This window comes from Lentzea alba (assembly GCF_047445655.1).
Lineage (GTDB): Bacteria > Actinomycetota > Actinomycetes > Mycobacteriales > Pseudonocardiaceae > Lentzea > Lentzea alba_A.
In genome coordinates this window covers 1-24,603 of the sequence record NZ_JAJAEG010000024.1, presented here as the reverse complement: position 1 = coordinate 24,603, position 24,603 = coordinate 1, and the positions used below count along the sequence as shown (strand labels likewise).

At 66.3% G+C, this 24,603-nt stretch carries 19 protein-coding genes; 1 reads left to right on the top strand and 18 read right to left on the bottom strand.

Going from position 1 to position 24,603, the window contains the following annotated elements; genetic code table 11:
* Window positions 1-114: 114 nt before the first annotated feature.
* The 16 genes from LFM09_RS33770 to LFM09_RS33695 all read right to left on the bottom strand — a co-directional run bounded on the left by LFM09_RS33770 (window position 115) and on the right by LFM09_RS33695 (window position 19,198).
* The gene (locus LFM09_RS33770; protein ID WP_414100645.1) at window positions 115-525 is read right to left on the bottom strand and encodes a hypothetical protein; all 411 of its coding nucleotides are present in this window, start codon (window positions 523-525) and stop codon (window positions 115-117) included.
* On the bottom strand, window positions 512-1,675 hold the full coding sequence (locus LFM09_RS33765; RefSeq protein WP_414100644.1) for a nucleotidyltransferase: 1,164 nt from the start codon (window positions 1,673-1,675) through the stop codon (window positions 512-514). The genes LFM09_RS33770 and LFM09_RS33765 overlap by 14 nt, the downstream gene beginning before the upstream one ends.
* The gene (locus tag LFM09_RS33760) at window positions 1,672-2,913 is read right to left on the bottom strand and encodes an SAVED domain-containing protein (protein ID WP_414100643.1); all 1,242 of its coding nucleotides are present in this window, start codon (window positions 2,911-2,913) and stop codon (window positions 1,672-1,674) included. Before LFM09_RS33760 ends, LFM09_RS33765 begins: the two co-directional genes overlap by 4 nt.
* Before the next feature lie 82 nt (window positions 2,914-2,995).
* On the bottom strand, window positions 2,996-4,036 hold the full coding sequence (locus LFM09_RS33755; RefSeq protein ID WP_414100642.1) for an ImmA/IrrE family metallo-endopeptidase: 1,041 nt from the start codon (window positions 4,034-4,036) through the stop codon (window positions 2,996-2,998).
* A complete protein-coding gene (locus LFM09_RS33750) occupies window positions 4,036-4,968 on the bottom strand; it encodes a hypothetical protein (RefSeq protein ID WP_414100641.1) in 933 nt (310 codons plus the stop codon). Before LFM09_RS33750 ends, LFM09_RS33755 begins: the two co-directional genes overlap by 1 nt.
* Before the next feature lie 90 nt (window positions 4,969-5,058).
* Window positions 5,059-5,928 carry a hypothetical protein gene (locus LFM09_RS33745; RefSeq protein WP_414100640.1) on the bottom strand — a complete coding sequence of 290 codons (870 nt, stop codon included), beginning with the start codon at window positions 5,926-5,928 and terminating at the stop codon, window positions 5,059-5,061.
* Between the two features lie 192 nt (window positions 5,929-6,120).
* Window positions 6,121-7,434 carry a TIR domain-containing protein gene (locus LFM09_RS33740; RefSeq protein ID WP_414100639.1) on the bottom strand — a complete coding sequence of 438 codons (1,314 nt, stop codon included), beginning with the start codon at window positions 7,432-7,434 and terminating at the stop codon, window positions 6,121-6,123.
* A 32-nt stretch (window positions 7,435-7,466) separates the two neighbouring features.
* Window positions 7,467-10,649, bottom strand: a complete 3,183-nt coding sequence (locus LFM09_RS33735; RefSeq protein WP_414100637.1) for a hypothetical protein — start codon at window positions 10,647-10,649, stop codon at window positions 7,467-7,469.
* On the bottom strand, window positions 10,646-11,275 hold the full coding sequence (locus LFM09_RS33730) for a hypothetical protein (RefSeq protein ID WP_414100636.1): 630 nt from the start codon (window positions 11,273-11,275) through the stop codon (window positions 10,646-10,648). The genes LFM09_RS33735 and LFM09_RS33730 overlap by 4 nt, the downstream gene beginning before the upstream one ends.
* Window positions 11,276-11,280: 5 nt before the next feature.
* On the bottom strand, window positions 11,281-11,925 hold the full coding sequence (locus tag LFM09_RS33725; RefSeq protein ID WP_414100635.1) for a hypothetical protein: 645 nt from the start codon (window positions 11,923-11,925) through the stop codon (window positions 11,281-11,283).
* Window positions 11,918-13,285, bottom strand: coding sequence for a hypothetical protein (locus tag LFM09_RS33720; protein ID WP_414100634.1), 1,368 nt, complete (start codon window positions 13,283-13,285; stop codon window positions 11,918-11,920). The genes LFM09_RS33725 and LFM09_RS33720 overlap by 8 nt, the downstream gene beginning before the upstream one ends.
* 27 nt (window positions 13,286-13,312) lie before the next feature.
* On the bottom strand, window positions 13,313-14,740 hold the full coding sequence (locus LFM09_RS33715; RefSeq protein WP_414100633.1) for a Wadjet anti-phage system protein JetD domain-containing protein: 1,428 nt from the start codon (window positions 14,738-14,740) through the stop codon (window positions 13,313-13,315).
* A 453-nt stretch (window positions 14,741-15,193) separates the two neighbouring features.
* A complete protein-coding gene (locus LFM09_RS33710) occupies window positions 15,194-16,051 on the bottom strand; it encodes a hypothetical protein (RefSeq protein ID WP_414100632.1) in 858 nt (285 codons plus the stop codon).
* Window positions 16,052-16,166: 115 nt separating this feature from the next.
* Window positions 16,167-17,165 carry a tyrosine-type recombinase/integrase gene (locus tag LFM09_RS33705; RefSeq protein ID WP_414100631.1) on the bottom strand — a complete coding sequence of 333 codons (999 nt, stop codon included), beginning with the start codon at window positions 17,163-17,165 and terminating at the stop codon, window positions 16,167-16,169.
* A complete protein-coding gene (locus LFM09_RS33700) occupies window positions 17,155-17,604 on the bottom strand; it encodes a hypothetical protein (RefSeq protein ID WP_414100630.1) in 450 nt (149 codons plus the stop codon). Before LFM09_RS33700 ends, LFM09_RS33705 begins: the two co-directional genes overlap by 11 nt.
* Window positions 17,605-18,037: 433 nt before the next feature.
* Window positions 18,038-19,198: a DUF5677 domain-containing protein gene (locus LFM09_RS33695; protein WP_414100629.1), complete on the bottom strand. Its 1,161-nt coding sequence runs from the start codon at window positions 19,196-19,198 to the stop codon at window positions 18,038-18,040.
* An 80-nt stretch (window positions 19,199-19,278) separates the two neighbouring features.
* On the opposite strand from LFM09_RS33695, the gene LFM09_RS33690 reads away from it, so the two are divergent.
* Complete coding sequence (locus LFM09_RS33690; RefSeq protein WP_414100628.1) at window positions 19,279-22,635, top strand: hypothetical protein; 3,357 nt, start codon at window positions 19,279-19,281, stop codon at window positions 22,633-22,635.
* On the opposite strand, the gene LFM09_RS33685 is transcribed toward LFM09_RS33690, so the two are convergent.
* Both LFM09_RS33685 and LFM09_RS33680 read right to left on the bottom strand, forming a co-directional pair.
* Complete coding sequence (locus tag LFM09_RS33685; RefSeq protein ID WP_414100627.1) at window positions 22,587-23,396, bottom strand: hypothetical protein; 810 nt, start codon at window positions 23,394-23,396, stop codon at window positions 22,587-22,589. The two genes, LFM09_RS33690 and LFM09_RS33685, sit on opposite strands and share 49 nt — an antisense overlap.
* Window positions 23,397-23,510: 114 nt before the next feature.
* Window positions 23,511-24,134 carry a hypothetical protein gene (locus tag LFM09_RS33680; protein WP_414100626.1) on the bottom strand — a complete coding sequence of 208 codons (624 nt, stop codon included), beginning with the start codon at window positions 24,132-24,134 and terminating at the stop codon, window positions 23,511-23,513.
* Between the last annotated feature and the right edge of the window lie 469 nt (window positions 24,135-24,603).

The window sequence follows — 24,603 nt, the reverse complement described above, 5'->3', positions numbered from 1 at the left end:
ATGATGCCGGTGCGGTGGAGGATCTTGGGGCACCACGGAGGGAACGGCACGGCGTGTCCGGTGCGAGTGATCGGACGCTCCGGACGGCGAACTTCTGGTTGACGCTCAGTCGAGCTACGTGGCGGTCGGAGTGCCGTGCCCGCCGCCGTGCCAGGTCCCGGTGACCAGCCAGATCTCGTAGTAGAGCAACCACTCGCTGGTCCAGGGCACGATCGTGTCGGCCAGCAGCATCGTCGGGCGCCACTGCCCCGGCAGGTGCAGGCACAGCCTGTCGCCGGGGTAGGTGTGGGGGAGCGACGTGGCGCCGTCGCGGAGCGCCAACGCCGGATGCAAGACAGCGACGTCCGGAGCTGTTCCGTGACGGTAGTTCAGCCGCACCCGGTATCGGCGGGAGGCGCTGGTCGGCTGGAGTTCGAACGTCGCGGTGAGGGAGTCGGCCCTGAGGACGATGTTCGCGGCAGGCAGGAGTGCACGCAGCGCGAACGCCTGCCTGCCCACTCCTGCCTGCCGTTCAGGAATCCTCACGACCGAAGAACGTGTGAGTCGGGCTCCGGCGCCCGAGCCCGACTCCCAGCGCCCCGGTGCTGGCCGCGATGGTGAGCCGCCCGGTGTCGCGGAGACCGGTCGTGGTGGCGGCCCATCGGGCGGCCGACTTCCGCAGCACCTCCTGGCCGAAGGACGCGCTCAGACGGTCGACCAGGACGTCGATTCCCGCGTCACGCGTGTCGTGGGCGAGCTTGACATCCCTGCGAACCTTCTTGTGCCAGGCCATGAACTTGAGGCGCCGGTGTGCGGTATCCGGCTCGTTCCATTTGTCGCAGAAGTTCTCCTTCTCGTGCGCTGGGTTGAGGACCTCCCACCGGCCGTTCACCTGATCGATGTGATCAGGCATGCGCTCGACCACGTCGAGAAGGGCGTGGCCGAGGTTTTCCCCGCCGCGGTAGGCGCTCGCCGCGAGCGTGGTGACCAGGACGGACGGGGGCCGGTCGTCGACGTCGTCGGCGAACGCCAGATAGGCGTGCCACTTCAGGACCTGGACCAGGCGTTGCAAGGTGGAGCGCACGGCCCAGTCGGGTACGGCGGCGACGTTCGCGGCCCGGGCCTTCAGCTCGAGCTTGCGGCGCATCTCCTCGGACCTGTTGCGGAACCAGATCGCGTAGTCCTTGGGATTGCCGTGCTGCCACGGGCGGAGCTTCGTGTCGGTCAGCAGGATCCCGTTGCGCGACCTCTTCAGGCCGAGGTCCGGGATCGCCGGCAGGACGTCCAGATGGAACCCCACGCCGTCGTACGCGAGGGTCCAGCACCGCCGCTTCTCGAAGTAGTCGTCGGGAGCGTAGGGAGACGCTTCCGACGTGCACAGGTCGTAGTACTCCTCGAGCATCGCGCCGACCTGCTTCTTGAGAACGGCCTGCGTGATGCTCTCCTTCTCGATGTCGTGGTGGCACACCAGGTCGATGTCGTACTCGCTGGCCGACGTCGGCGGGCGGATCACGGTCCCGGTGATGAACGACCCCTGTGGGTAGATGCTCCACTCCGGGCCGCCGGACGTCGCGAGGTGCGTTCCGACGTGCTCGTAGCGCGTCACGGCCGCGTCGCGGATGTCGTCGGGGATGTCCAGGATGTCGACGGCGCCTGCGAGCAACGCGGACAGGACGTCCATGGGGTCGTTGGTCATCGGGGGTCACCCTTCTGCTCGTCCGCACAGGCGGTCGAGATCGTGAACTGGTAGGTGTCGAAGTCCTGCATCCGGTCGAAGATCCGCAGCGGCGGATGGGCGACCCGCATGAGGTGCCGGCCCATGCTGACCGCGGCGGCGGCCGGAACGGCGGGGAAGACTGCGATGTCGCGGGCTCCCGGGTGTTCGACCTCGATGGTCGCCAGCAGCTCGCGCCACGTCTGGCTGAACAGGTCCAATGTGGACTCATTGCTGATCAGGGTCGGTGCCGGGGTGATCCCGTCTGGTTTCAGCTCGTAGAGGGTGCAGGAGTCGCCGACCGCTTCGCCCAGCCGTTCGGGATCGACTGTTCCCGACACCGAGAGGATGACGGCGACCTTTGTCCTGTCGGTGCCGATCCGCACCCGGTCGAACCTGAACTCGACCTCGGGCGCGTCCGGGCTCCAGCCCCACCCTTCAGAGCCGTCACGACGTTTGGGGTAGAGCTGCGTGGGCAAGGTCTCGTCCAGCATCGTGCCGAGCAGGATCAGCACCGGGATCCTGGCCAGCGCGAACACGGACAGGTGCGTGACCTGCCCCTTGCGGACCTGGGTGCGCAGGTGTTCCAGCCGGTCTTCGAGATGGGCCTTGGCAGCCGTCCAGTAGTGCGGGCTTCCGGGATCTTCACCGGGTACGGCTCGGAGGTCCACCTCGAACTCGTCGGCGCCGCGTAGTGTCCAGTCGGGGAAGCGGTCGCGTTCCAGGAGGGCGGCGATGACTCGGGTGTCGTCGAGCTCGACGGGACGGCCGTGCAGGTTGCCCACGACGCGGAGGACGGTCGTCTTCCGCTCTTCCTTGAGTGCGGTGACCTTGCGGATGCGTTGCTCGTGCGTCCGCTTCATCGCGCGCAGGGTCGTGGGGTCGTAGGTGTCCCACAACGACTTGTCGTCGATGACCTTGTGCTGGTCGTGGCAGAGCAGCATCAGGTTGTCGGCGAGGTTGCGCTGGTCGGCGTGGAGAGGATCGCCACCGCGTGGGGATCCCGGCGCGGTCGACCAGCCGACGATGTGCGCGAGCTGCCCGACCATCACGGCCTGGCCCGTGTACTCCTCGTCCAGGAGATAGCTGTTGCAGATCGTGCAGCGGCCGCCCGCCGCCACCCAGACGCGCCGGGCGATGCGTTCTGGGATCGTGCGGGACAGCCCGTCGGGTCCGATCGCGGACGTCGCGGATGCCTTGCCGCTGGCTCGTTTGGCCACGGTGCCGCCCACCTCCTGGTGAAGCCGTGCTGATCGGCTTCACCGGGGTCTGACGTCACATCTCGCGTTCTGTCCGGAAAGGTCAGTCGCAGTCGCGGCACACGGTGCCGGTACCCACGAATCTGGACGGGTGCAGCGCGAGGTTGCACTTCGAGCAGGTCTTGGTGTTGGCGGCTCTCGCCACCGTGCACCCGCAGTGCTCGTTCTTGCACTTGGGCTGCCTGCATTTCGGGCAGGGCGGCTCGAAGTTGAGAAAGAGCTCGCCGCAGGTCTCACAGGTCCACCAGGTACCGGGACGGAGCCCGGACGTACCCGGCCGCGGCGGCGCGAAGTCCTGCCAGCCGACGTTGTCCGACCCGATGATCGCGACCAGGTACTCGTCGTCGAACCACGCGGCCTGGCCGTAGACGGTGTCGCTCCGGCCACCGCCCCGATAGCTGACGTACGTTTCGTCCCGAGTGATCACGCCGGACCGGCGGGTCAGCGCGGCTTCGATCAGAGGCGTGTCGGACTGGTCGGACTTGCGCGCGGGTGGGATGAGTCCGCGCGGCGCGGCGAACAGCACGGTGCCCATGCGATCGAGGAGAACGATCGCCCCCGCGCCCTGCAGGTGCCTGGCAGCCCACACGCAACAGGCTTCCCGTGACGCCGACGAGTGCATGGCGAAGAGATCGACGACGTCCTGCGCCACTGGGCCGCGGGGCCCGAGCGTCGGAAGGAGCTGGTCATCCGGAAGGAGCACGTGCGCTGCGAAGGCATCGCACGCCTGCTCCTGGAACAGCTCCGGGTCGCTGTACTCGAAGGTGGTCGCGCCGAGGTCGACGTCCGTCTGCTGCAGGTGGTGGCCGAGCTCGTGGAGTGCCGTGAACCCCCGGCGCCGTACGGAAGCTGCTCGGGCGACGACGAGCGTCGGCGGATCCGGCTCGTAGCTTCCCGCTACGGAGCAACGGTCTGCGCCGGACTCCTCGGCAACCAGAGCCACCGCGAGGTCCGACCAGGTCTGCAGCTCTCCCAGCGGGTCGCCGCGCAACCGTTCGAGCGCACAGGGATGGTTGTGCTCGACCAAAGCGGCCATGGCCTGCACGTGCGGCTCCAGCTCTTTCGTGAACCGGCCGCGTGTCATCAGCCCGCGCTCCCTTCCTGCTCCTCCCGTTGAAAGTACTGCGTCAAACGTGCTCGCCAGTCCACTGGCCCTGATCCGGTTTCGCGTGCAGCGCGCGCGAAAAACGCGTAGCTGCCTTCCAACCGACCGGTCGCCTCGTCCTGCTCGTGCTGTTCGGCACGTCGTTGCCACGCGTGTCGCCAGCGAGGGTGGTCTGCCTCCGCGACGAAATCCCTCGGTAGCGCGAGAACGGCGGCCTCGATGGCACCGGGGTCGATCCCTGTCACCTCGGCCACGGTGGCAGCCGCGTCCGGCGTCAACGGCTTCTTGCCGTTCAGCACGGTCATGACGTCGGCCTGCGTGTATCCCAACGGCTGCAAGGCCGTGACGAGTTGCCTCAGGTCCAGGCTCTGGCCGAGCAATGCCCGCAACGTGGTGTGCTTCTCACCCGATACATGGACGGGGAGGGCCGGGACGTCGCGGAGCGCAGTCAGGTCGTCCGCCAACTCGGCCCACATCATCTCCCGTGACGCGAACGCGGGCTCGGCGGACGTGTCCACAACGGTGCCGCGGATGCTGGCGACGAGGTCGTCCTGCCACCTGTCGACGGGCTGGTCGAGCACCCGCAACGGGAACCGCCCCGAAAGGCTGATCCACGCGACCGCGTCCAGACCGAAGGCCGTCGACGTCGCATCGACAACGACCGTGCGGCCGGGTGCTGCCGGCAGGTCCAGGGTGACTGGCACAGCAGCGACCGTGAGATCTTCCACGTCCGTGATGAGCAGGAGCGCGCTGACGTCGTCCCAGCAGGCGCGCCACACTTGCCCCGCGTCCACCTCCAGATCACCCGGTGCTCCGAACCGTTCGGCGAGTCCTTCCCGCGAGAGCGCTTCAGGGACGCGAACCTGTTCGGCGAGCTGCAACAGACGCTGAAGTGCGGTCGGCTCACTCATGGTGTCCTCCCCGTCGAATCGACCTGGTGGGTCGCCACGGGAGTCTGACGTCACTCCTCGCCGGCCGTCCGGGCAATCGTGCGGCACCCATCACTGCTCAGCCACCCCTCCGCACAACCGGATCAGTTCCAGCACCACCTGTTCGGCGTCGTCCCCGTCGCCGGCGAGCTCGACGATCTTCTTCTTGAGGTTCGCGGCGTACAGGTAGGCCTGCGAACGCCCGACGTCGAGGAAGTACTGGATGGCCAACAGGTTCATCAGGTGCGGGACGAGCTTCCGTTCGTCCGGTGAAAGCACACCGCAGATCTCCGCGGCCTTCGCCGCCGCGTCGAGCTCGGCGTCGGCCGTGATCACGTACTCCTCCGGGGTGGGCGCGTCATTGGCGGGGGACGAAGCGGAAAGATCGTCCAGCGGAACGTCGATCGGATCGAGAACACCGCCGAACCGGCGCAGGAACACGTCCACGAGCTGCCCGATCTCCAGGCTGCCCGCCGCAGTCTCGAGCACCGCCCGCAAGATGGCGGTCATCGACGCTCCGTCGGTGACCGGAGCCCGTCGGGTCGCGCTCGACCACTTGCGCACCTTGACATCCTGCACGGCCCAGGCCGCAGCGACCAGAACGGCCGGATCATTCGACCAGGGTTCGCCCGTGGTCCCGCGGAGACGCCATCGACCGGCGCCTGGCTGCTTGTCGGGAACCTGCTCGAAGTCGCCCTCCGCGGCCAGCACCTTCTCGATCGACCGCCGCAGGTGGCCGACGTCGGTCTGCCTGGCCCGGTCGATCAACCAGTTCCTGATCGCCCGGCGCAGCAGCTTCGCGAACGAGGCGTCGTTGCCGGCCTGGACGGCGAGCGTGACCGTAACCGCCTGCAGCCGGTCCACCAAGAAGTCCTGGGCGAGGTCTTCCGGTTCGTGGGCCGCGGAAGCCAGCGCAGGGAACCTGCGTGCCTCCTCACCCACCAGCTTCTGGACGAGAGCGAGGCACTGGACACCGAAGTGCCCCAGCTCGCGAAGTTCTCTGAAGGCGGAGATGACGTACCTCCTCGCTGGTCGGCCAGCGACATGGGCGTCACCGGTAGCAATCAGATCGGACGCGCGTGGACGATGCGTTATCGCTGGGGCGTTGTGTTCATCCAATTGGGCTATCCGCGGTCAGAAAGCAGCGTCGATCTGCACCTTGAAGTCGTCGTACCCGCTCACGTCGTCGAGCGTCCTCAAGGTGAAGGTCTTGGTCTCCTTGGCCGCGAGGTCGTTCAGCGCGCCGTTTCCAGTTCCCAGGATCCTGCGGTCGGCGTCGTAGAAGGTGACCTTGATGATGAGGTGCTTGGTGGTGCCACCGTCGTTGTAGGCCTCGCCGTGGACCGTGTGGTCCGGCGCGACGGTGAAGTTGTCCAGCTCGATGCCGCCGCTGCGCCGCGGCCTGGGACGCGCCGACGCAGGTGCCGATGCCCGCCCCTCCGCCGCTGATGCCGGCGGTGTGAGGTCACCCGCAGCCAGCCAGTCGGTCGCGTCGGTGTCCACCGCGCAGCCGACATCTTTCAGCCGCTGGGCCAGGAGCTTGCGCTGCACCGGGTCGTTGTTCAGCTTCACCACGAAGTGGCCGTCGAGGTTCGCGAACCTGCGCCCCTTGCCCAGCTCGACCAGGATCGTGCGTTCGGGTGCCACCAGCATCGCCATGCCGGTCTGGTAGATGACGTCAGGCCGCGCCTGGCCCATCGGCTCAAGCTCTGGGTCGTGCTCGTCCTCCGCGTACTCGCGCCTGAGCTGGACGGTGTCGTCCGGCGTCGCGAGGACGACGATGGCGCAGCCCTTGCTCATCACGGCCGTGATCACGTCGGTGATCCTCGGCGAGCCCTGGCGGACCTCGGCCAGCACCTGGGTCCACTCCATCGGCTCGAGTTTCAGCGCTCGCAGGAAGTCGAACAGGCCCCGCCGGGCCTTCTCGTTCACGCCGTGGATCACGAAGACGGTGCGATCCCTGTCCGGCGACGGCATCCATTCCTCCTGCTGCTGGAGCTGATCAGGTCGTGGTACGTCCCGGGCCCGCATCGCGAGTCGGCCACGCGCCTCCATCAACAGCCGCTTCTGGGCTCTGAGGGGAGCCTGGAACCGATCCGCGTACGGGTGCTGCCAGTAGCCGAGCAGCCCGCTGAACTCGCTGGGCCGCTTGCCCCCACCGCCGAAGACCTTCAGCCTCGGCTTGACGGGCTCGTGGAGGAATTGCCTGATGCGGTACTGCAGCTTGCCGGGGCTGCCCTCGTACTCGAAGCGGAACTTCTCCCGAAGGTCGTCCGGCAGCAGCAACAGGCAGGTCGTGAACCACTCGTCGTAGGTGTCGCCGAGCTCCTTGGCGATGCGGGCTCCAGCCGCGAAGTCGTCGATCTGCACCCGCGCCGCCTGCTGGTCGAGCGCAGGGATCTGGTCGATGAGCTCGTCCAGCCTCGACAACTGGTCCTGTACCTCCATCCGCGTGAGTCTATCGAGGACGGTTCGCTGGCCTACACGAGTGGCCGTCCCGCTAGGAGCGATTCCGCGGTGAGCTCGACGCGTTCGGTGTTGCTGTCGAAGCCGAACATCCGGGTGGGCAGGTTCAGCGCCTCCGCCCTGGACGGGTAGCAGAAGTAGAGGATCTCGCGGCAGAACGCGGCGGCGTCGGGCATCACGGCGTCTTGGCAGGTGCCGAGCACGGTGATGCCGTACTTCTCCGCGACCGACGCGACCGCGGCGAGCACGTCCCGGCGGTGTTCCTCGCCGAGTGAGTCGCCGAGCTCGTCGAGGATGAGCACGCGGCCGCGCGGGTTCGGGCTCGCCAGCAACGCCGCCAGCACCAGGTGAATGCTGAAGAGCTTCTCCTGCGCCGAGTTGGTGGCGTTGTTGTAGGGCAACATCCGGCCGTTCGGCGAGCGTCGCCACTTGGGCACGACCGACCAGATCCACGGGTCCTCGGGCCCGGCGGGGCGGTCGACCTCGAAATGCAGCTCGGCGCCGTAGCCGTCGGGAGCAGACCGGTTGAGCTTGTCCAGCGCCTCACTGATCGCGACGAGGTTCGCCTCGATCCGGCGTTCGAGACTGTCCTGCACGTTGGAGAGGCTCTCCTCCATGGTGGACAGCGTGGACTCGGCGTAGTTCATCTCGCGTTCGCGATCCGCACGTGCCGAGGTGATCTGCTCGGTCGCGAGCATGTCGCGCTCGACGAGCTGAGTGAGCCAGTCGTGCAGGGCGGCCGCCACCCCCGCATACCCGTTGTCCCTTCCGCTGGACTCACTTTTCCCGAGTTTCTCCTTGCGTTGCAACGACTCGGAGATCATCGGCGTTGGTGATCCTTCGCCCGTGTGGCGGTTCACGCGCAGGTCGGCGAGGATCTCGACCAGGTAGTCGTTGGCCCTGTTGCTGAGTGTGTTCTGGTCGAGTTTCTCCATTGGCGCCGTTGCGTCGCGCGCACCAGGAGGGCGGCACACTCGGGTGTCCGAGTCGTAGTCGTACGGGTCGTCCGACCAGTTGAGCAGGACCCGTGCGGCGGCTTCGTCGGCGCCGAACTCCGTGAACCAGTAGGAGAGTTGCATCGCGTCGAGCAACCTCCGCAGGTCGGCCTGCTCGATCTTGGACGCGGTGATGCCCTCCTCGCACTTTCTCCTGGCCGCTTCGGCCAGGACCAGCGCGGACCGCGCGTTCCGCAGGTCCGCAGCCGCGGCCATGTGCGCGGCGAGCGCCGGTTCCTTGGCGTTCATTCGCCTCTCGACCTCGTCCTGTGCCGCCGGCAGCAGCTCGGTTTCGATGCGATGCTTCTCGGCGGCGAGTTCTCGGTGCTCGGCCGCAGCGCGCGCTGAGGCAAGGGCCGTCTCGGACTCCCGTTCGACCCGCTCGGCGATCCCGGTCGCGTTCTCCGCCGTTGCCCTGGCCACCTCGGCTTCGGCGAGCTGGTCCCGCAGCGACCGGATGATGTGGGCACGTCCGGTGGTGGGGCGGGGAAATCCCGCGAGTACGGTGACGCCGAGCAGCGGGTCCCGCATCGCGCTGACGCCGTCGATCTCGACCGGGTGCGTCCGGTCGGCCAGCTCCGTCAGGAACGCCAGTGCCTGGTTCGGCGCGGTCACCAGTCCGGTCGGCATCGACGGACCGCTCACCGCGGGACCGGCGACCACGATGGCACCCGGCACGCCGGCAAGCGCCGCGATCGCCTCGCGTGTCTGCTTGCCCTCCGTGACGCACACGGCTGCCCGCCAGGGATGCAGTCGAGGTTCCCAGACCGCGCGGTGGTCGGCGGCGACCTCGATGGCGTCCATCAGCCCGACGGCCTCGACGCCTTGTCCGGCGAGCGCAGCGAGTGCCGCGGCCGCGGAGCCGGAGGCACCGAGCTCTGCCCGTTCGAGCTCTTCGCGCAGCCCCTCGACCTTCTCACGCGCCTTGGTCTCCACGACAACGGCGGCCGTGTGCGCCTCCCGGTGTCTGCGCAGCTGGTCTTCAGCTTCCGGAACGCTCAGCTTTGCGTCCCGTGCGCCTCGCCGCTCCAGCTCGTTCATGCGTTCGAGATGGATCGCGATCTTCGTGGTCAACCTCGTTTCGGCGCGCTGGGCGTCGGCGACGCCGGTTTCCGCGAGCTGGAAAGCCTCTTCAGCCGTTCTCGCCTTCTCCTTGAGCGCGCGGAGATCCTGGAGTTCCTTCTCCTTCGCCCGCAGCTCGGTCAGCCGTGCGAGTTCCCGCTTCAGGTCGTCGTCGATCCCGGCGATCTGGGCCTTCAGCCAGTCCTCGCGGGCGAGTCCGTCGAGCAGACCGCGGGCGAGGTGCTTGCGCCACAACAGATCGCCCTGCCCCAGCTTGGCCCGGACAGTCTCCCTGGTCCGCACGCCGTCGAGGATCTCCTCCTCCGCCGCGAACTTCTCCGCGTTGCCGAGCTTCGTAGCCTCCACGAGCGCGATCTGGTCCGCGAGCTTGCGGCGCTGGTCCTTCTCCAGCTCCAGCGCCTCGCTGCGGCCGGTCAGCCGGATCAGTGCGGCGCCGATGTCCTCCGGCTTGAACGCGCCGGTGTCCATCTTCAACAGCGACGGGCCGCTGCGCTGGTTCCCGCGCGAGGCGACGTAGGCCAGGCAGCGAGGGCTCCGGCCGTACAGCTTCTCCACGTATGATCCGGCACCGTACTCGGGCGCGGGCAAGGACTCCCAGATGGCCTTCGCCTGCTCGTGGCGTTCGTTCTGGGTCCCCGTGTCGACCAGTTGGACGCCGGGCTGGTGGCGGACCCGGACGTACTTCGGAGTCGAGGAGATCTTCATCCAGACGGTGTGCGCGGTGCCTGCGACGTCGTCGGGTTCGGCGAAGACACCTACGATGAAACCGTGTAGGGCGGCCGGATAGCGGGTCGCCGTCACGCCGGCGGTGTTCGGTTCGAACAACAACTGCGCGACCGTTGCCGCGCCCCCGCTCGCCGCCCTCCACTCCGGGTCACCGAGCAGCAGGGACACCGCCGCGTTGAAGCTCGTCTTGCCCGACTCGTTCGAGTCGCGCGGGCCTCGGCCGGTCACCGCCACGAAGGAGGAGGGCACGATCGCCACCGGATGCGTGGTGTGCCGGGCGATGTCGAACAGCTGCACGGCGACAAGCTGGCGCTCGCCGATGATGCCGAGCACGTCGCCCATCCCCGTGTCCGGTTCGCCGTGCTGGGTAAACAACGTTGGGACGGTGGTCATTTCTCATCCTTCGCGGGCGGCTTGTGCTGGTTGCCGTTCCCACGGCGTTTGAGCAACACACGGGCATAGGGGCTCTCGGACGCGGCGAGGATCACCATGTCCTCCCACAGCGCCGCCGTCCGGCGTGGTGTGAGGCGGTGCAGGGCGGGGCCGGGAGTGATCCCCCGCGAGCCCCGGTTGACGAGGCCGGCCGCCTGCAACCGGCGCAAGGACTGCTTGATCATGGACTTCGTGAGGTGGCGGCTCTGCGCGAGCTCGTCTGTGGAGGTCGGACGTGTTCCCCTGCCGTCGGCCCACGTTTCGCCGGAGGCCGCGCCTCGGGCACGTGGTACGGCGACGCACCGCAACAGCACCAGCGTCAGCACAGCTCGATCAACGGGCTTCAGCACACCGATGCCCTCGCGTACGAGCACGTCGGCGACGTTGTCGTCGTACCCGCTCGTCCAGCCGTCACGCACCTTGTTGAGGACGCGGCCGCACTGCTCGAGCCGTTCGACCACGGCGGCGCGCAGAGCGGGTTCGGTCAGCGCGGGCAGCGCTGACTCGGGGACTATGCCGTGGGCGATCTCCAAGGCGCCGATGGCGGAATGGACCAGGCTTTCCTCCTCATCGGACAGTCGACGCATCCCGCTCACCACTCCCACTCCTCCTCCGGGTTGGGAGGCGGAACGTCTTCGGGAAGTTCCACCGACTCGTCGTCCACGGCGCTGTGCTCGCTGGCGGCAGGTCCTTCCGGCCGGGGAAGCCGATCGTGGAACCGGCGCATGGCTTCCACGAAGGCGGGCGGCAGGGCAGCGACCGCCGGGCCGAGGTACAGGGCCGAGCGACCCTCCTGGACGAGCAGCGCGGGCATGAGCTCGTGGTACAGCGAGCCCTTCACGTGGGGGAGGGGAAGGGCCATGTCGGCGGCGAGATCGAGCAGCTGGGCGTTGGTGAACGGCTCGCCGGGATGGGGGTGCAGGGTGCGGTCGGCCCAGGCGAGCCCCAGACAGCAGGCCCAGGTGAGCTGTGCCGTGGCGGTCAGCCTGCGGACCGGGTAAGCGCTGCTGTCCTCGGGAGACGGCGTCGTGTGGGGCGACCACCCGAGTGCCGTCAAGCGCGCTCTTCCTCTTTCGGGGCTGCCGGGTGGCGGCGCGCATCGCACCAGCTCCCGTCCAGCGTTCTTCGCCCTGACACGCATGGAGTCCAGCTGCGCCACGGATATGTCGTCCACCGGCCTCGCGCCGCTCGCCCTGACCGCCGCGAGCAGGACCTCGGGATCGCGCAGGTCACTCACTTCGGGGTTCCTCCTCGTCTGGCTCCGACACCACCACGAACGCGATGGGCACGCTGCCCGGACCGTCAGCTGTGTCGCCGGCGAGCCGTCTCAGGATCACCGGGTGGATGTAGGTGACCGAGCCGTCCGTGTCGATCATGAGCAACTGGCCGAGTTCGATGACGAACGGCTGATCCGGGTCGGACGAGAGGGCCAGCAGCTCCATCAGCCGGACCGCCGCCGCGTCCCACCTCAAACTGCGCAACACGCCGGTGAGCTCTATCTGGTTGGCGCCCTGCAGGTGTTGCTCGGCCCGCACTGTCTTTTCCCTGACCGACTTCTCGTGACGTGCCCGCATCACACCGATTGGGTCGTCCTCGGCACCTTCCGTGGGAACCGGTGGACGTGCCCGGAGCCGTGCTCGCGGCCGGTAGTCCTCGATCGCCTCCAGCAGGGATCCAGGGTCGGTCCAGGGCATTGGCGGATCGACGACGAGGCCGGCGCCGACGGTGGCGAGCTCTTCAAGTGTGGCTTCGCGGGCCGCGGTGAGGTACGTCTCAGCGGGCAGCACGGTGAAGTCCAGGCTGGCCCCGCCCTGGTCGAGCACACGGGCGACCGCGGCGTACACCTGCTCGCGGTAGACGAGCTCGGCCTCGACGAGCCGGAAAGCCAGGTCACCCAGCTCGTGGTCGCCGCGGAACTGCTTGCTGACGAGCAGGTTCAGCGTGTGGACGTCCCGCTCGACCCGAGCGGGGTTGTGGTTGCGGTGCTCGGCGATCAGCTCGTGGATCGGGGCCGTGCCGACCAGCCGGGCGAGTTTCGCCGCGTAGACCATGAGCAGCTGGCGGCACCGGTTCAGGTAGCGGACGAGCGTGCCGCGGTCCGAGTTCGCGCGCGTGACGAGGCTCCGCGTGCGGTCGAGGAGCAACAGCATCTCGTCGACGCCACCGCGCTTGCCGAGACGCTCGACCGCCAGCAGGCCGGCCATTCCGGACGGCTCCAGCACGTAACGCTGCTGATGCTTCTTCGGCAAGGACGGGGTGATCAGTCCCATCTCGATGAACAGGGTGAACCGCGAGTCAAAGAGCGCTTGGTCATAGGGGCCAAGGCGGGCCAGCGCGTATTCCGCCTCCGCCTTCGTCAGCCCGTTGAGTCCGGCGTTGTCGGCGAACACTTCGGCGAGGTCGCGGGCCATCTGCAGCGCACGCGGATCCCGGATGACCGCGGACCTGTCGTTGGCGATCGAGGCGAAGAACGACCGCAGGCGCTCGAGCAACGCTTCGTCCGGCGGTGTGTCGTCAGGGCCTTCCGGCTCGCCCCCGGGAAGCGGGAACAGGGAAAACTCGTCGTCCGGCTCGTCCGGCTCGTCCGGGTCGTCCATCGCAACCATGGCGGTCCAGGTCTCCGATCAGATCGAGTCGAGGAGCGCCGGCAGGATGGGAAGGACCCGTTCGTGGAGCACCTGTTGTTCGACGGCGCGGCCGGTGTCCTTGATGTGGCGCGCGATCTCGGCCAGCTCGCCGGACAGCAGCGGCTCGAGCTTCGCCGCGAGCTCGCGGTCATAGCGCTCGGCCTTTGCCTGTTCCTCGCGACCAGCTCGCCTTCTCGGCTGTCCCGCGGTCAGCAGCTCAAGGGTCATCGCGACCGGTCGCACGGGCTCTTCGACCGCCTTGTCGAGCATCGTGAAGATCTCGAGCCCCGACGCGTCGAGGTCCATCCAGGCCGCCACTTTGCGCCCAGGCAACCGGTTGATGAGCTCGGCGGCGTTCACGACGGCTTTGCCCTTGCCCCAGACGCACAGCCAGGATCGGGTGATCTTGTCGTTCGCGCTGACCTTCTTGAACGTCTCCGCGTTCTCGATGACGAGGATGCCGTCGGCGGAGCACTCGACCCTGCCGACCAACCACATGCCGTCACGCGGCAAGCCGATCCACGGGCGCGCCCTCGCGGCGTCCGCGATCGCGTTGCCGTGCTGCCACAACAGCGGACCGCAAAGCCGGATCTCCACGTCGGCCCCGTCGACGGCCAACTCGAACCTCTGCCCGACCAGCTGGCTGAACACCAGCATCCGAGCAGCCGACCAGGTGACGTGGGTATCGCCCCACGCCCGGCCTGCCAGCTCGGCGGCGCCGGGTACGTGACGGAAGCTCAACCACTTGCAGGCGGCGCGAAGCGCGGCTTCGTACGTGGGCCAGCTCTTCGCGGTCGTCGCCGTACCCTCAGGCACGACGAGCCCGGTGCCGGGAGGGACGCGGACCAGCACCGCGCGTTCGATCATCAGCCTCTCGCGGGCACGGGCACGGCGTTTGGTCATCGGCGCCGGGTGATCCCTCGCCTCGTCGAGGAGGGACAGCAGCTCGGCCCGCACCTCGTCAGGATCGCGGCGGGGCCGCAGTTCGGCGAGTTCGTCGGGAGCCTGTTCCCGCCACGCATGGGACAGTCTCCAGCCTTCCGGCTGCCCCAGCTTAATCCGGTCCTGGTCGACCTCGCACCGGAGCACGATGCCGCCCGCGCGGATCAGCTGGTCGACGACTACGTCGGTGCGTTGTCCGAAGCGTCCGGTCACGGTGGACCAGCGCCGGGTCTCCCTGGACAGAACCCAGATCAGGTCTTGTTTGGACACCGAGTCCGGCGGCGAGAAGAGAAGGGTCGGCTCGGCGGCGAGAACGTCGACGCGAGTCGGTTGCGTGCGCCCTTTGCGATCACGGGGAACCCGCGTTTCCCCCTTCCTACGAACGGGAACCGTCACCGCTCTCATTCCGTGGGGCATGCCGTTCAGCTCCACGGGGGTACGGCCCGCCAACCCGCCGAGCAGCGGAAGATAGTTCTCGTACATGAAGATTCCTGGAGTCCGTCATCGCGGCGGATCGGCGTCGGCCGGCAGACTGAACCGCAGCTGCTTGTCCCGCGCTGCTGATCATCGCGAGCGGATGAAACAGTAACAGAGGGTGCACTGGAGTTTCTTGTCAGAAAGTGGCCAACTTATTCCTGTCCGACCAGGAATGAGGAAAGGTTTGACTTGATTTGTCTGAACCATTTCGACGCGGTTCGAGGCGCGTCTGCAGCTCGAACCAATGACCGGTGAATTTGGCGGAGAAGCCGGCATGGCCGTGAGAACCGCAAGTACGACCCACTACCACGTGCGCACCGATGGTTCCGGCCCCAGTCGTCGCCACAGAGCTGGCGTTCGTCGGAAGCAGATCGGCGGCCGCTGGCCGAGACGAGCACGGCTGACGCCGGAAGCCAGTTCAGGGGTCCGCCAGGTCGGCCGGTGGCCCATTCGAGGCCCTCAATGTGCGGTCCTGGCGATCGCAGAGTGCAAATGCTGGCTGGAGGTCAGAGGCTGTCTGGTGTGGGCGTCAGCGGTGGTACAGAGTCGCGCATGTAGCCGATGCCCGCAGTCACGATGTAGTTCGCCGAACGCGCGTCCAGCTTCCAGGGATGTCGCAGTAGCAGCCGTCGCAGGTTGCTGCTGTCCGTGATCTGTGCCGGCCGCGCGGGAAGGCGGACGAACCATTGTCCGTCCGCCCCCCCAGTGCGGGTCTGAAGCGTCATCCACTGCGGTGGTGAAGCGGTCGACTAGTTGTGGCCACGTCGGCGTGCCCCACCAGTGGCGGCATGCGAGTCCGCCGTGCGCCGCTGCACGTTCGAATGCGAAGCGGGTGCTGCGTTCTTCAGCGAGGACGGCGACAGCGCCCAGCGTGTCGGCGGCGTGGTCGGTGAACTCGTCGAGTCCGTCGCCGGCGATGTCTGCGAGGGTGAGTCCGATGGGTAGTTTGCGTTTGGGGTCGGTGAGCCAGCGGTAGAGCTTGCGGAGAAGCCATTCCACGGTGTCGACGTCGACGGTGTTCAGGTCGGCGGTGGGGGAGTGGGCGTCGATGCTGCAGTCGGTGCGCCAGCGTCGGAGCATGTCGCGGACCCGGCGTGTCGTGTGGGAGTTGATGCGCAGCATGTCGCCGTCACTGAGCGGGCCGTCACCTGCGTGCCAGTCCTCTACAGGACTGTTGCGCCACGCGCCGTTGACCAGCCCGACAGCGGCCATGTCGAGCACTGCGCCCGCCTGATCGGGATCGATGCCGACCTGGTGGCGCAGCATTTCCCTTACCAGGTGCTCTTCTTGCTCGGCGGTGATTTCGTCGGGCCTCATTGTGTCCTTGGTCGTGTCCGTCGGCATGTCCTGGGCTGTCGCTGACTGTAACGACTGTGCCAATGGTCTCGGCACCACCCACACGAGCGACAGGTTCCCTCTGTATTGATCATCGTCAACGTGCCAGCGGATGTGGTTCGCCGGTCAGCGCGGACAACGCCGTGGCGACTTCGCTTGGTACGCCTTTGATGTAGGTGAGGGTGGAGCAGCCTTTGGTGTCGGTGTGGCCGGCGTAGGCGCGTGCGATGCCGTAGCCGTAGTTGCGTTCGACCCAGGTGAGTGTGGTGTGGCGCAGCCAGTGTGTGGACACGCCGAGCTTCGCAGCCCAGGGGAGTGCTGTTCGAACGCGCGACCAGAGGTGGTCGTAGCGTCGGCTCGTCAACGGCGAGTGGTTCGCGTACCGCAGCAGCTGGTCGGTTGGTGACACCGCACCGCGGCACCGGGCGTGGGTGAGCAGCGCTGAGCACAACGTGCGGCTGATGGGCTGCATGCGCACGGTTCCGCCCTTCTCCCGCAGCCGCAACGAACACAACGTCTCGTCGAGATCGTTCATGGAGAGAGCGAGCGCGCCACCCCGGCGGCAGGCGGTCTCCACGTGCAGGCGCAGTAGCAGGGCGTCGAGCACGACGTCGTTGCCGCCGTTGTAGGCGGCGTCGTAGATCTCGGCGAGTTCGCCGGTGGTGAGTGCGCGGCGGAGGTTGGGCAGCCGACGGGGGAGCGGTGCACGATTGGCAGGGTTGGCTCCGCTGCTGATGAGGCCGTCAGCCACGGCGAGCCGATACAGGAATCGCATCGCGCGGATGCATCCCTCGCCAGCATGTCGGCCGTGGCGGTTGTTGGATCGGCGAAGGGCGGAGCCGGTTGACTCCTGTTGCAGCGCCAGGATGTCGCTGGTCCGCAGCTCGTCGAGCCGCCAGTCGCCGTGCAGCAACTCGGCGCGATTCCAGTAGGTGGCGTACTTGTCTCGCTGTGCTGGCGTGGCGGCCGCGACGACGCGCGGCAGATACCCACTGATCGTGGGAACCGCACGCGGCGACGCCACATCGGACCAGCGGAGACCGAGCTCCTGGAGCAGGTTCTGTGCCAGACGCAGCTTCTCCGCGTCACTCGACATGCGAATCACCCGCCGCAGACTCGCGGTAAAGACCTGCGAGAAGTGAGGTGACAACGGTGATGGGATGGACGAGCAGTGTGTTGGTGCTCAGAGACGCGACGAGAACAATGCGGTCGCCACTGTGGATCCCGAGCATGGTTCGGGTGGCTGCAGGCAGAAAGACATTGCCGCGGATGTCGACGCGGAATCGTCCAGCGGGCGAGCGGTACAACTCGGCGCCGTGCCGGATCAGCCGGACGTCATGCCGGTCGCCAGGCTGCCAGCCCAACGCGTCGAGCAGGACGCGGTCGCCAGCACGACCTGAGTGGTCGACTTTCACCGTCCCCAACAGCAGGTCCGAGCGCTCACGGCCTTGTTTGACGGGAGCATGCACCTGCCTGGACAGGTGCCGTGCGGGCAGTTCCGGTGGCAACAGCGGCGGTACTGGATGTTCAGTCACGCGGGATCACCACCCGCGGCCGAAATTCCAGCGACAGTGGTGCCAACTGCGGCCGCGTAGACACGCGACCCCGGGAAAGAGGGGAAGTCACCCCGCTGCTCGGGTCCGGTGGAAATCCCAGCGGAACGAGAAATCCCACGCTCGGTGGCTGGTTGCTCACCTTGCGTGGGACTATGAAGCTGGGATTCCAGCCGTTCTGGTGTCCGAGGGGGGATTGAACCCCCACCGCGGGGAAATTTCCCCAAAACGGGGGAGACACACCGGCGTCCCGTCATGCCTCCGACTACCTGCAACCGGGGAGAGTTCCCCCAACTGGGGAATCTGCTCCATGGTTGCAGAAGGTACCAGACCGGCGGATGTTGCATGATTCCAGCTGGTTGCGGACCTCTCGGACTGAACTCGCCTGGTCGCCAAACGTCGGGTGATGCTGCGACTATTTCGAAAAGATCAGGCGCCACCCGACCCAAAGGTGACGTCTCCATGGAGTCCAGCGATGCACCTGCTGTTCCATCTTCTCCACGAACGTTTCTGCGTCTTCGAACAGCTGGGATCCGTCAGCGATCAGATGTTCCAACGCCTTGCAACCAAGAAGCTCAATCGGAGAAACCTCGTCTGTGCTGTGCAGCAACGTCCGGACGCACAGTTCCAGCGATGCCAGCGCCCAGACGGCGGGCTCGGCAAACCCGAACAACATCGGTCCGGTCTGCTTGTACAGCGTCTGCCCCTGCTCGAAGACGTTGAGCAACGACCCTCTCGCATCGGCGTGGATCTCGTGACTGGCCCAGCTGTAGTGACCTCGAAGGTGGGCGACGTTGACGAGCTTCTCCAACTCGGCGAAGTTGGGACGTCTCAGTCCGTTGAGTCCTGTGGCCCAGCCGTAAGACTCCTTGTACTCGGTCCCGAACCTGTCGAGGAGTTCCTGTCGAGATTGATCGAGTTGGGCGATCTCCTCTGCGGGGAGAGGATCGGTTCCCAGTTCGGCGCAGTGGAGTTGGTAAGTCCTCGCGTCCTTGGCTGTCAGGACCGCCTCGTGAAGGTAGAAGCGTTCAGCCAGATCTGCGTGGTCGTCGGTCTCTCCGAACTCTGAGAGGACGCGCATGATCACAGCGATCTCATGCAGGGTGCGGCAGCGAGCGAGCGCGGCCATGGGAAAGCCACCGGCGAGCGCGTGATGCACCTCGAAGGCTGTCCGGCATGCCCGAGCGTGCAGGCCGGTTAGCACCTCGAAGTGAAAATCCTGTCGCTCCTCGGCTTCGCGGGCCAGCCGCTTGTCGAACCGCTCCCCAGCCTCGTGAACGGCGACACAGATGGCGAGATAGAGATCAAGCGGACGTCCCCAATACGCCTGGAGTGCGCGCTGGAACAGCTTGTGTCCCCGACGGCGGCGTCGCAACATTCGTGGCGCAGTTCGCCGGATGTCTGCGGCCACCACAGGGGCAGTTCGGTCCATCGCCTGGATCCAGGCTTTCGCTGAAGCTTCTGTGGCCTCGTCCTCTGCTAGGCCGGCTTTCGTGAATCGGCGAGTTCCTTCGACAAGCATCGTGAAGGTGTCATGGTCGAAGTCGTCGCGTCCCCCGCGCCTGAGGAGCCTCATGGGGGCATGCTACGGCTGACATGCGGCGGTCTGGTCTAAGCGATACTGCCTCTAGTGGTCGAATGGTGGGGGAGGGGAATGTGTCGCTGCTCGGAGCCGTGCTCGTCAAGCTCGCGGAGACGGTGGTGAAGTTCGCCGTCGAAGCCGGCACTGGTAGCAAGGTCGCGGGCGAGTTGGGCGGCGGGACCGTGGGTGTGCTCGGCGGGCGCGCTGCCAGCCTGTCCGACGACCGGAAGGTCCGTCGCGCACTTTCCCAGGTGGCACAACGGTTAGGCGACGAACTGTACGTCGCGTACGGACACGAGTACAGGAACATCTCCGAGAACGATCGAGCTGCTGCGGCTACTGCCGTGGTGGAGGTACTTGAGCGGTGCGGCGACCAGCAGAGTCTCGTTGCGCGCAATAACGCGGATTCAGGTCGTCTGGCAACTGCCCTTCGAAACGGCGCCGACGAGATCTTGCGGCGGACAGCGCTCGGCGGGGACGGCGAGGAGTACTTCGATCAGCTGCTCCAAGCGGCATGCGTTCAGGTTGTAGCGTTGACGACCCGTCGCCAGGAGTTTCTAGTCGCAGCCGGCACGGAGACGCTCTCGAGACTGACCACGCTGGACCTCACCGTGTTGCAGGAGTTCGCCAAACTCAACGCCCGGCTGGATCCGTTGCTTGCGTCGCGGCCTGAAACAGGGCCGTCCGGTTCCGTTGTGCAGAACTCCGTCGACGGCTCGGTCTCTGGACCGGTTGTCCAGGCGGGCCACGTGTCCGGCAATCTGAACATCACTTATTGGGGTGACCGATCACCGACGGAACTGATTGCCTCGGATCTCGGAACGGCTGCTTGGCGGCCCATTCGTTTCGGCGGACTCTGGGAGCTCGCGACGGCGCTGAGCGGCAGTCCTCTCGGCCCTGGAGCCGCTGACGTCTGCCCGCGGTTTCATGAGGTCGTTGAGGTGCAGACCGCGCTTGAGGCCACCTGCGCGGCAATCCTGGTGGGAAGAAGCGGCAGCGGTAAGTCGGTCACCGCGTTCCAGGTCGTCGCCGATCGGGTCCGTGAGGGATGGAAATCCCTGCGGCTCCGCGACTCGGCACGACACGTCGACGGCAGCCTGCTCGTGGACGAACTGCTTGCCGTCGAAGGCCCTCTCATCGCGTTGATCGACGATGCGCAATCCGTTCCGGGTGACACCTTGCGTGAAATTCTCGAGGCTGCAGAGCCAGATCGCTGCGTTCTGGTCGTGAGCACGGAGGAGGTGCGAGGGCCTGCGCCTGTGGTGCGGATGGTGGAGAAGCGTGCCGTAGCAACGCTTCACGCGGAGTTGTCGAAAGATCTTGCCTCACTGACTCGGCAGGTGAGTCGCGTCGACCCGAACGTGGGAGAGAGGTTTCATGACGAGTCGGTAGTTCCTCGTCTCCGCGCCGCGGCGAACCAGGGTACGCCTTGGCAGTTCTGCTTCGTGTTGTCCGGTAGGTGGCGTCGCGTTGCGGGAGCGATCGCACGAGTGCGTGATCGAGAGGATGCCCACCTTGCGCTGGTTGTCATCGCTGTCGAGCAGATTGCGACCGCAGACGCGGGTACGTCGGTGGCAGCTCTTTGTGAGAAGGCGGTCCTTGTAGGACGTGACGAGGCATGGGTAGTTCGAGCCCTCGAGGTTCTGCGCGCAGAACAGTTGATCTACGATGAGGACGGCTACTACAGGTGCGCGCATGTACAGGCTGCATGGAACGCTCTGCGGTATCTACTTGATCCTTATCCACACGAGGCGCCACCATACGTACGACCGAAGGTACTCCCGATAGTGGATGTGGGGGACCGACCGGTGACGGCACAACCAGCGCTTCGCAAGTCGACTCCGGCTCCACCTCCACCGAAGGATGATGTGGAGCGAGACCGCCGCGTCATCGCCGCTGTCGTCGAGGCTGCGATCGCAGATCCGACGACCAGTCTCGCCGGACTTGCCTGGCTCACCAGTTGGCACGGGTTTGGCTGGGATCACATGTGGATCCTGCGGTCGCACGGCGCTGCGAGCGACGCAACGATCGCGCAGTTGATCGATCGGCTCATAGCCGTGGACGTGCGAGGCACCGACATCGGCCTCCGCGCTCATGTCTTGTGCTATCTCGGGCGTTGGCAGGACGGCCTTGCACAGACGCGCCAAGTCACTTCAATGGCTGCGGTGCTCAAGCAGTGGGTCGACGAGATGACGGCTAAGGACGCTTCAGGCGTGAGGGAGTTGTTCAACTGGCTTGGCGCGGAACGTAGCGACTTCACTACGGAGCTTCTGCGGGACATTGACGTGCGCAGCTTGACCTCCAGGTGGGTCGCCGACGACATGACATCGGCCGCGATCTTTGGAGAGGCGGTCGACAGGATCTGGTACGCCGGTGGTCCTGCGCTGCATGCGTCCATAGCCGAGGCACTCGACGCCGGTGCCCTGCTCGACCTGTTCAAGGACAACAAGAGCGAGGCTTGGGCAGGCTGTCAAATGGCTAAGACGATCGCGTGGCTTGATCCACCGCTTAGCCTGCGGCTGGCAGAGGTGTTCCTTCCAAAGGTCGCCGCCGCGATCAACGCCGATCCCGTGGAGTCCTGGCCTGACGGCGTGTACGACTTTCTGTGGCACGTACTCGGGTTCGGACCGAGCTTCCTACGCTACCGAAAGCCAACGAGGCACAGTAGGAGAGTGGCAGTCAAACTCGTCTCGCAGCTCGACGCCATGGTGCTGGCTCGCGCGATCAGTTCGTCCATGCCCCGAGGATGGCAAGCACTCTCGGAACTGATGACGTTCGTCTGGGAAGCAGACCTACCTGCCTTCGAGAAGATCGTTGCTGCCGTGGACATGTCAGAGCTTGCCGAAGCTATCGAGCCGTACTTCGGCCAAAACGACATGCACATGTTGCAGATCGTTATGGTGATGGCAGAAGCCAGGCCGCAGGAGACCGAGCGGATGATCGAGTCGATGCTGGCAGACTCGGAGTCGTTGGTGGCATTGCACGCAGTCCTCGCTCCACAGGCGACAATCGAGGCGTTGAACCGCGGTGTGCCGCTCGACCTTGATGCCTCAGCTGGTCGTTGGAAGCTCGCTGCCGATGCCCTAACCGCACTCCAAGGCTGTGACAACTACACGGCGGAACAGGTCTTGGTTGCCAACTACGAATCGATCAAACAGGGGTTGCTGCTGGAATGTCACGGGTCGGATCACGAGGGGCTGTCCGAGTTTCTGCAGGTCTGTGACCACCTGTCTGCCGAGTCGCTGGACAAGGCCCTCACCGAGATCATTGACGAGGCGGAGGCCCACTGGCAGAGGGAACTGAGACGGCGAGGCTCCGTGCGCGTGCCGGTGTTGGAGCTGGTTCGGCGTGCAGCGCGTCTTCGTCCAGACCATGCGGCGATTCAACGACTTGAACGCCGTTTCCCATCGTTGAGACCGTCAGCTGGATGAACCTGGGTTGTGCAGCCATACAGCGGCAGCGAGATGCGTGATCTGGCTGACAGTCCATCCCCGTCCAGCCCCTGCGTGGCGTTCAGTTGACGCTGAACTTGAGCGGCCGTCAGCCGCGGCGCATCTCGAACCAAGCCGCTACTACCGCAGCGATGACGCGCTGCCACGGTCGCCGGCGGGGCGGAGCGCTCGGTTTGGCCAGGGCAGTTCTGACGGCGTCTGCGTCGCGGGCAACCGCTTGACCGTTTGTCAGCAGTGCCACCACTGCGAACGCTCGAAGTGGCCAGCGCCGCGTGGAGAGCGTCGACGGTGTCCGGATCGAAGTCGAGCAGCATCAGCCGATCCCGTTCGAACCAGGACTCGAAGCCGACCAAGGTGCCGGTCGTCGCGGTCCACCACTGGCCGATGTAGTGGCATTGCCCCTTGTAAGAGGGGAAGCGTCGCACCGGCAGGCAAGACTCGAACGGCACCGACCACGCCTCGGTCAGGGACAACCGCTGCTCGCCGGCCTCGGTCACAAACGCGACCTCGAACTCCGAATTCAGCGTCGGTGGAGCGCCTCCGGGGACAAGATCGAAGTTCGGTACCGTGGCATTATCCCGGCAGGTTTGCAGCACACCAACACGGCTCCTGGACAATCCACAGAGTATCCAGTGGAATCGGCGTTGACCTGGGCTGATGGGAGCGCGCTGCCCAAGCGGGCGATTGGCGAGGAAGATGATCTCCTGGCGCCAACTAGGGGTCCGAACACCGATCTTCACGCGGACAGGACATTACCTGAGGTGTCTTGTCCGGCTGAACTTTGCGGGAGTGCGTCGCGCTGGGCTGTGGTTCGAAAGGTAGGCTCGGAAGGTGGCCGCGCGTATTGTCCGGACCTAGTTTTCGGGTTCAGTGGGTCCGTCGGGAACGCTTGAACCCTCGGTTGGTTCGTGGCCGAAGAGCTGCAAGCAGCGGATTCCTAGTGTCGTGATGCCGTGCGCGTCGATGTTCGCCATGCCGTCCCAGGTCCCGTCGCCCAAAGTTCGCAAGGCGCCGTGGCGAACGAGCGCGGCCAGCACCCCGTCAAGAAAACTGTCGTAGTCGGGCAACGCCAGTGCCACATGGGTCCGTTCCCAACCACGGGGCCCGCCAGGGTTGGACCACATCGACTCCGGAGGCACCGGTTGCTTAGCGATCAGCTTCAGCACCACGACGTGCGGTGCCTCCAGGTCGTTCACCATCGAGGCCAGCAGCCTCGCTTCGTCAAGGTGGCTGTCACTGCGCAGGCCATCGGCGAGGATCTGGCCGAGGGCCTGGATCTTGTCCTCCATCGAGGTCCTCGCCGCTGCTTCCAAGACCTGGGCGAGCAGTTCGAGACGAGCGTCATAACCAACTGCACGCTCCACCAGGATGTCGAGGCCAACGTCCATCAGGTCGGCCGCGTGCTTGAGCGACCGCGCCGCGCGGTCCCCGCGACGCTCTCCTGCCTGGGTCCAGACCTGTTGCAAGTACTTGAGCACTGGTGCGCTGCCGCCCACCAGCGTCGCCCCGATGGGGTTCGCGCCAAGTGCGACACTCGCCAACGTGGCGAGCGCTCCGAGCGCAGCGTCTTGACCTACCCCCCGAAACCGCCTTGCCCGATCTATCGCGCTTCGTCATCGTCACTCCTGCCCAGTTTCGACTGGTGGTCGTGGTGTCTAGTTTGCGGATGCGGGCAGGTAATGACGGCGCGGCGATCCGCGTCGGCGACGCCGCAACTGGTCGCGCAGATGCCCGGTGCTTCGCCCGCAGGCGACAGCTGGGTCGGCGAGTTCGACCCGACTGGAGCATGCGGGTGCGCGGAATCCTGCGGCGGCGCACCGCCAGCGCCTCTAGTCGGCTACGTCACGCTCCCGCCATAACGCAGCGGGCCGGATACTCGATGCGAGCATCCGGCCCGCTGTTAAGGATGAAGCCGGTGACCGTGGACCGAGTTGAACACTCGGTCCA

Excerpts from the sequence above, each read along its gene's own strand:
- LFM09_RS33765 (WP_414100644.1), bottom strand. The coding sequence starts at position 1,675 with ATGACCAACGACCCCATGGACGTCCTGTCCGCGTTGCTCGCAGGCGCC.
- LFM09_RS33705 (WP_414100631.1), bottom strand. The coding sequence starts at position 17,165 with ATGTCGAGTGACGCGGAGAAGCTGCGTCTGGCACAGAACCTGCTCCAG.
- LFM09_RS33735 (WP_414100637.1), bottom strand. The coding sequence starts at position 10,649 with ATGACCACCGTCCCAACGTTGTTTACCCAGCACGGCGAACCGGACACG.
- LFM09_RS33730 (WP_414100636.1), bottom strand. The coding sequence starts at position 11,275 with ATGCGTCGACTGTCCGATGAGGAGGAAAGCCTGGTCCATTCCGCCATC.
- LFM09_RS33755 (WP_414100642.1), bottom strand. The coding sequence starts at position 4,036 with ATGACACGCGGCCGGTTCACGAAAGAGCTGGAGCCGCACGTGCAGGCC.
- LFM09_RS33695 (WP_414100629.1), bottom strand. The coding sequence starts at position 19,198 with ATGAGGCTCCTCAGGCGCGGGGGACGCGACGACTTCGACCATGACACC.
- LFM09_RS33740 (WP_414100639.1), bottom strand. The coding sequence starts at position 7,434 with ATGGAGGTACAGGACCAGTTGTCGAGGCTGGACGAGCTCATCGACCAG.
- LFM09_RS33750 (WP_414100641.1), bottom strand. The coding sequence starts at position 4,968 with ATGAGTGAGCCGACCGCACTTCAGCGTCTGTTGCAGCTCGCCGAACAG.
- LFM09_RS33710 (WP_414100632.1), bottom strand. The coding sequence starts at position 16,051 with ATGAGGCCCGACGAAATCACCGCCGAGCAAGAAGAGCACCTGGTAAGG.
- LFM09_RS33720 (WP_414100634.1), bottom strand. The coding sequence starts at position 13,285 with ATGGACGACCCGGACGAGCCGGACGAGCCGGACGACGAGTTTTCCCTG.
- LFM09_RS33715 (WP_414100633.1), bottom strand. The coding sequence starts at position 14,740 with ATGTACGAGAACTATCTTCCGCTGCTCGGCGGGTTGGCGGGCCGTACC.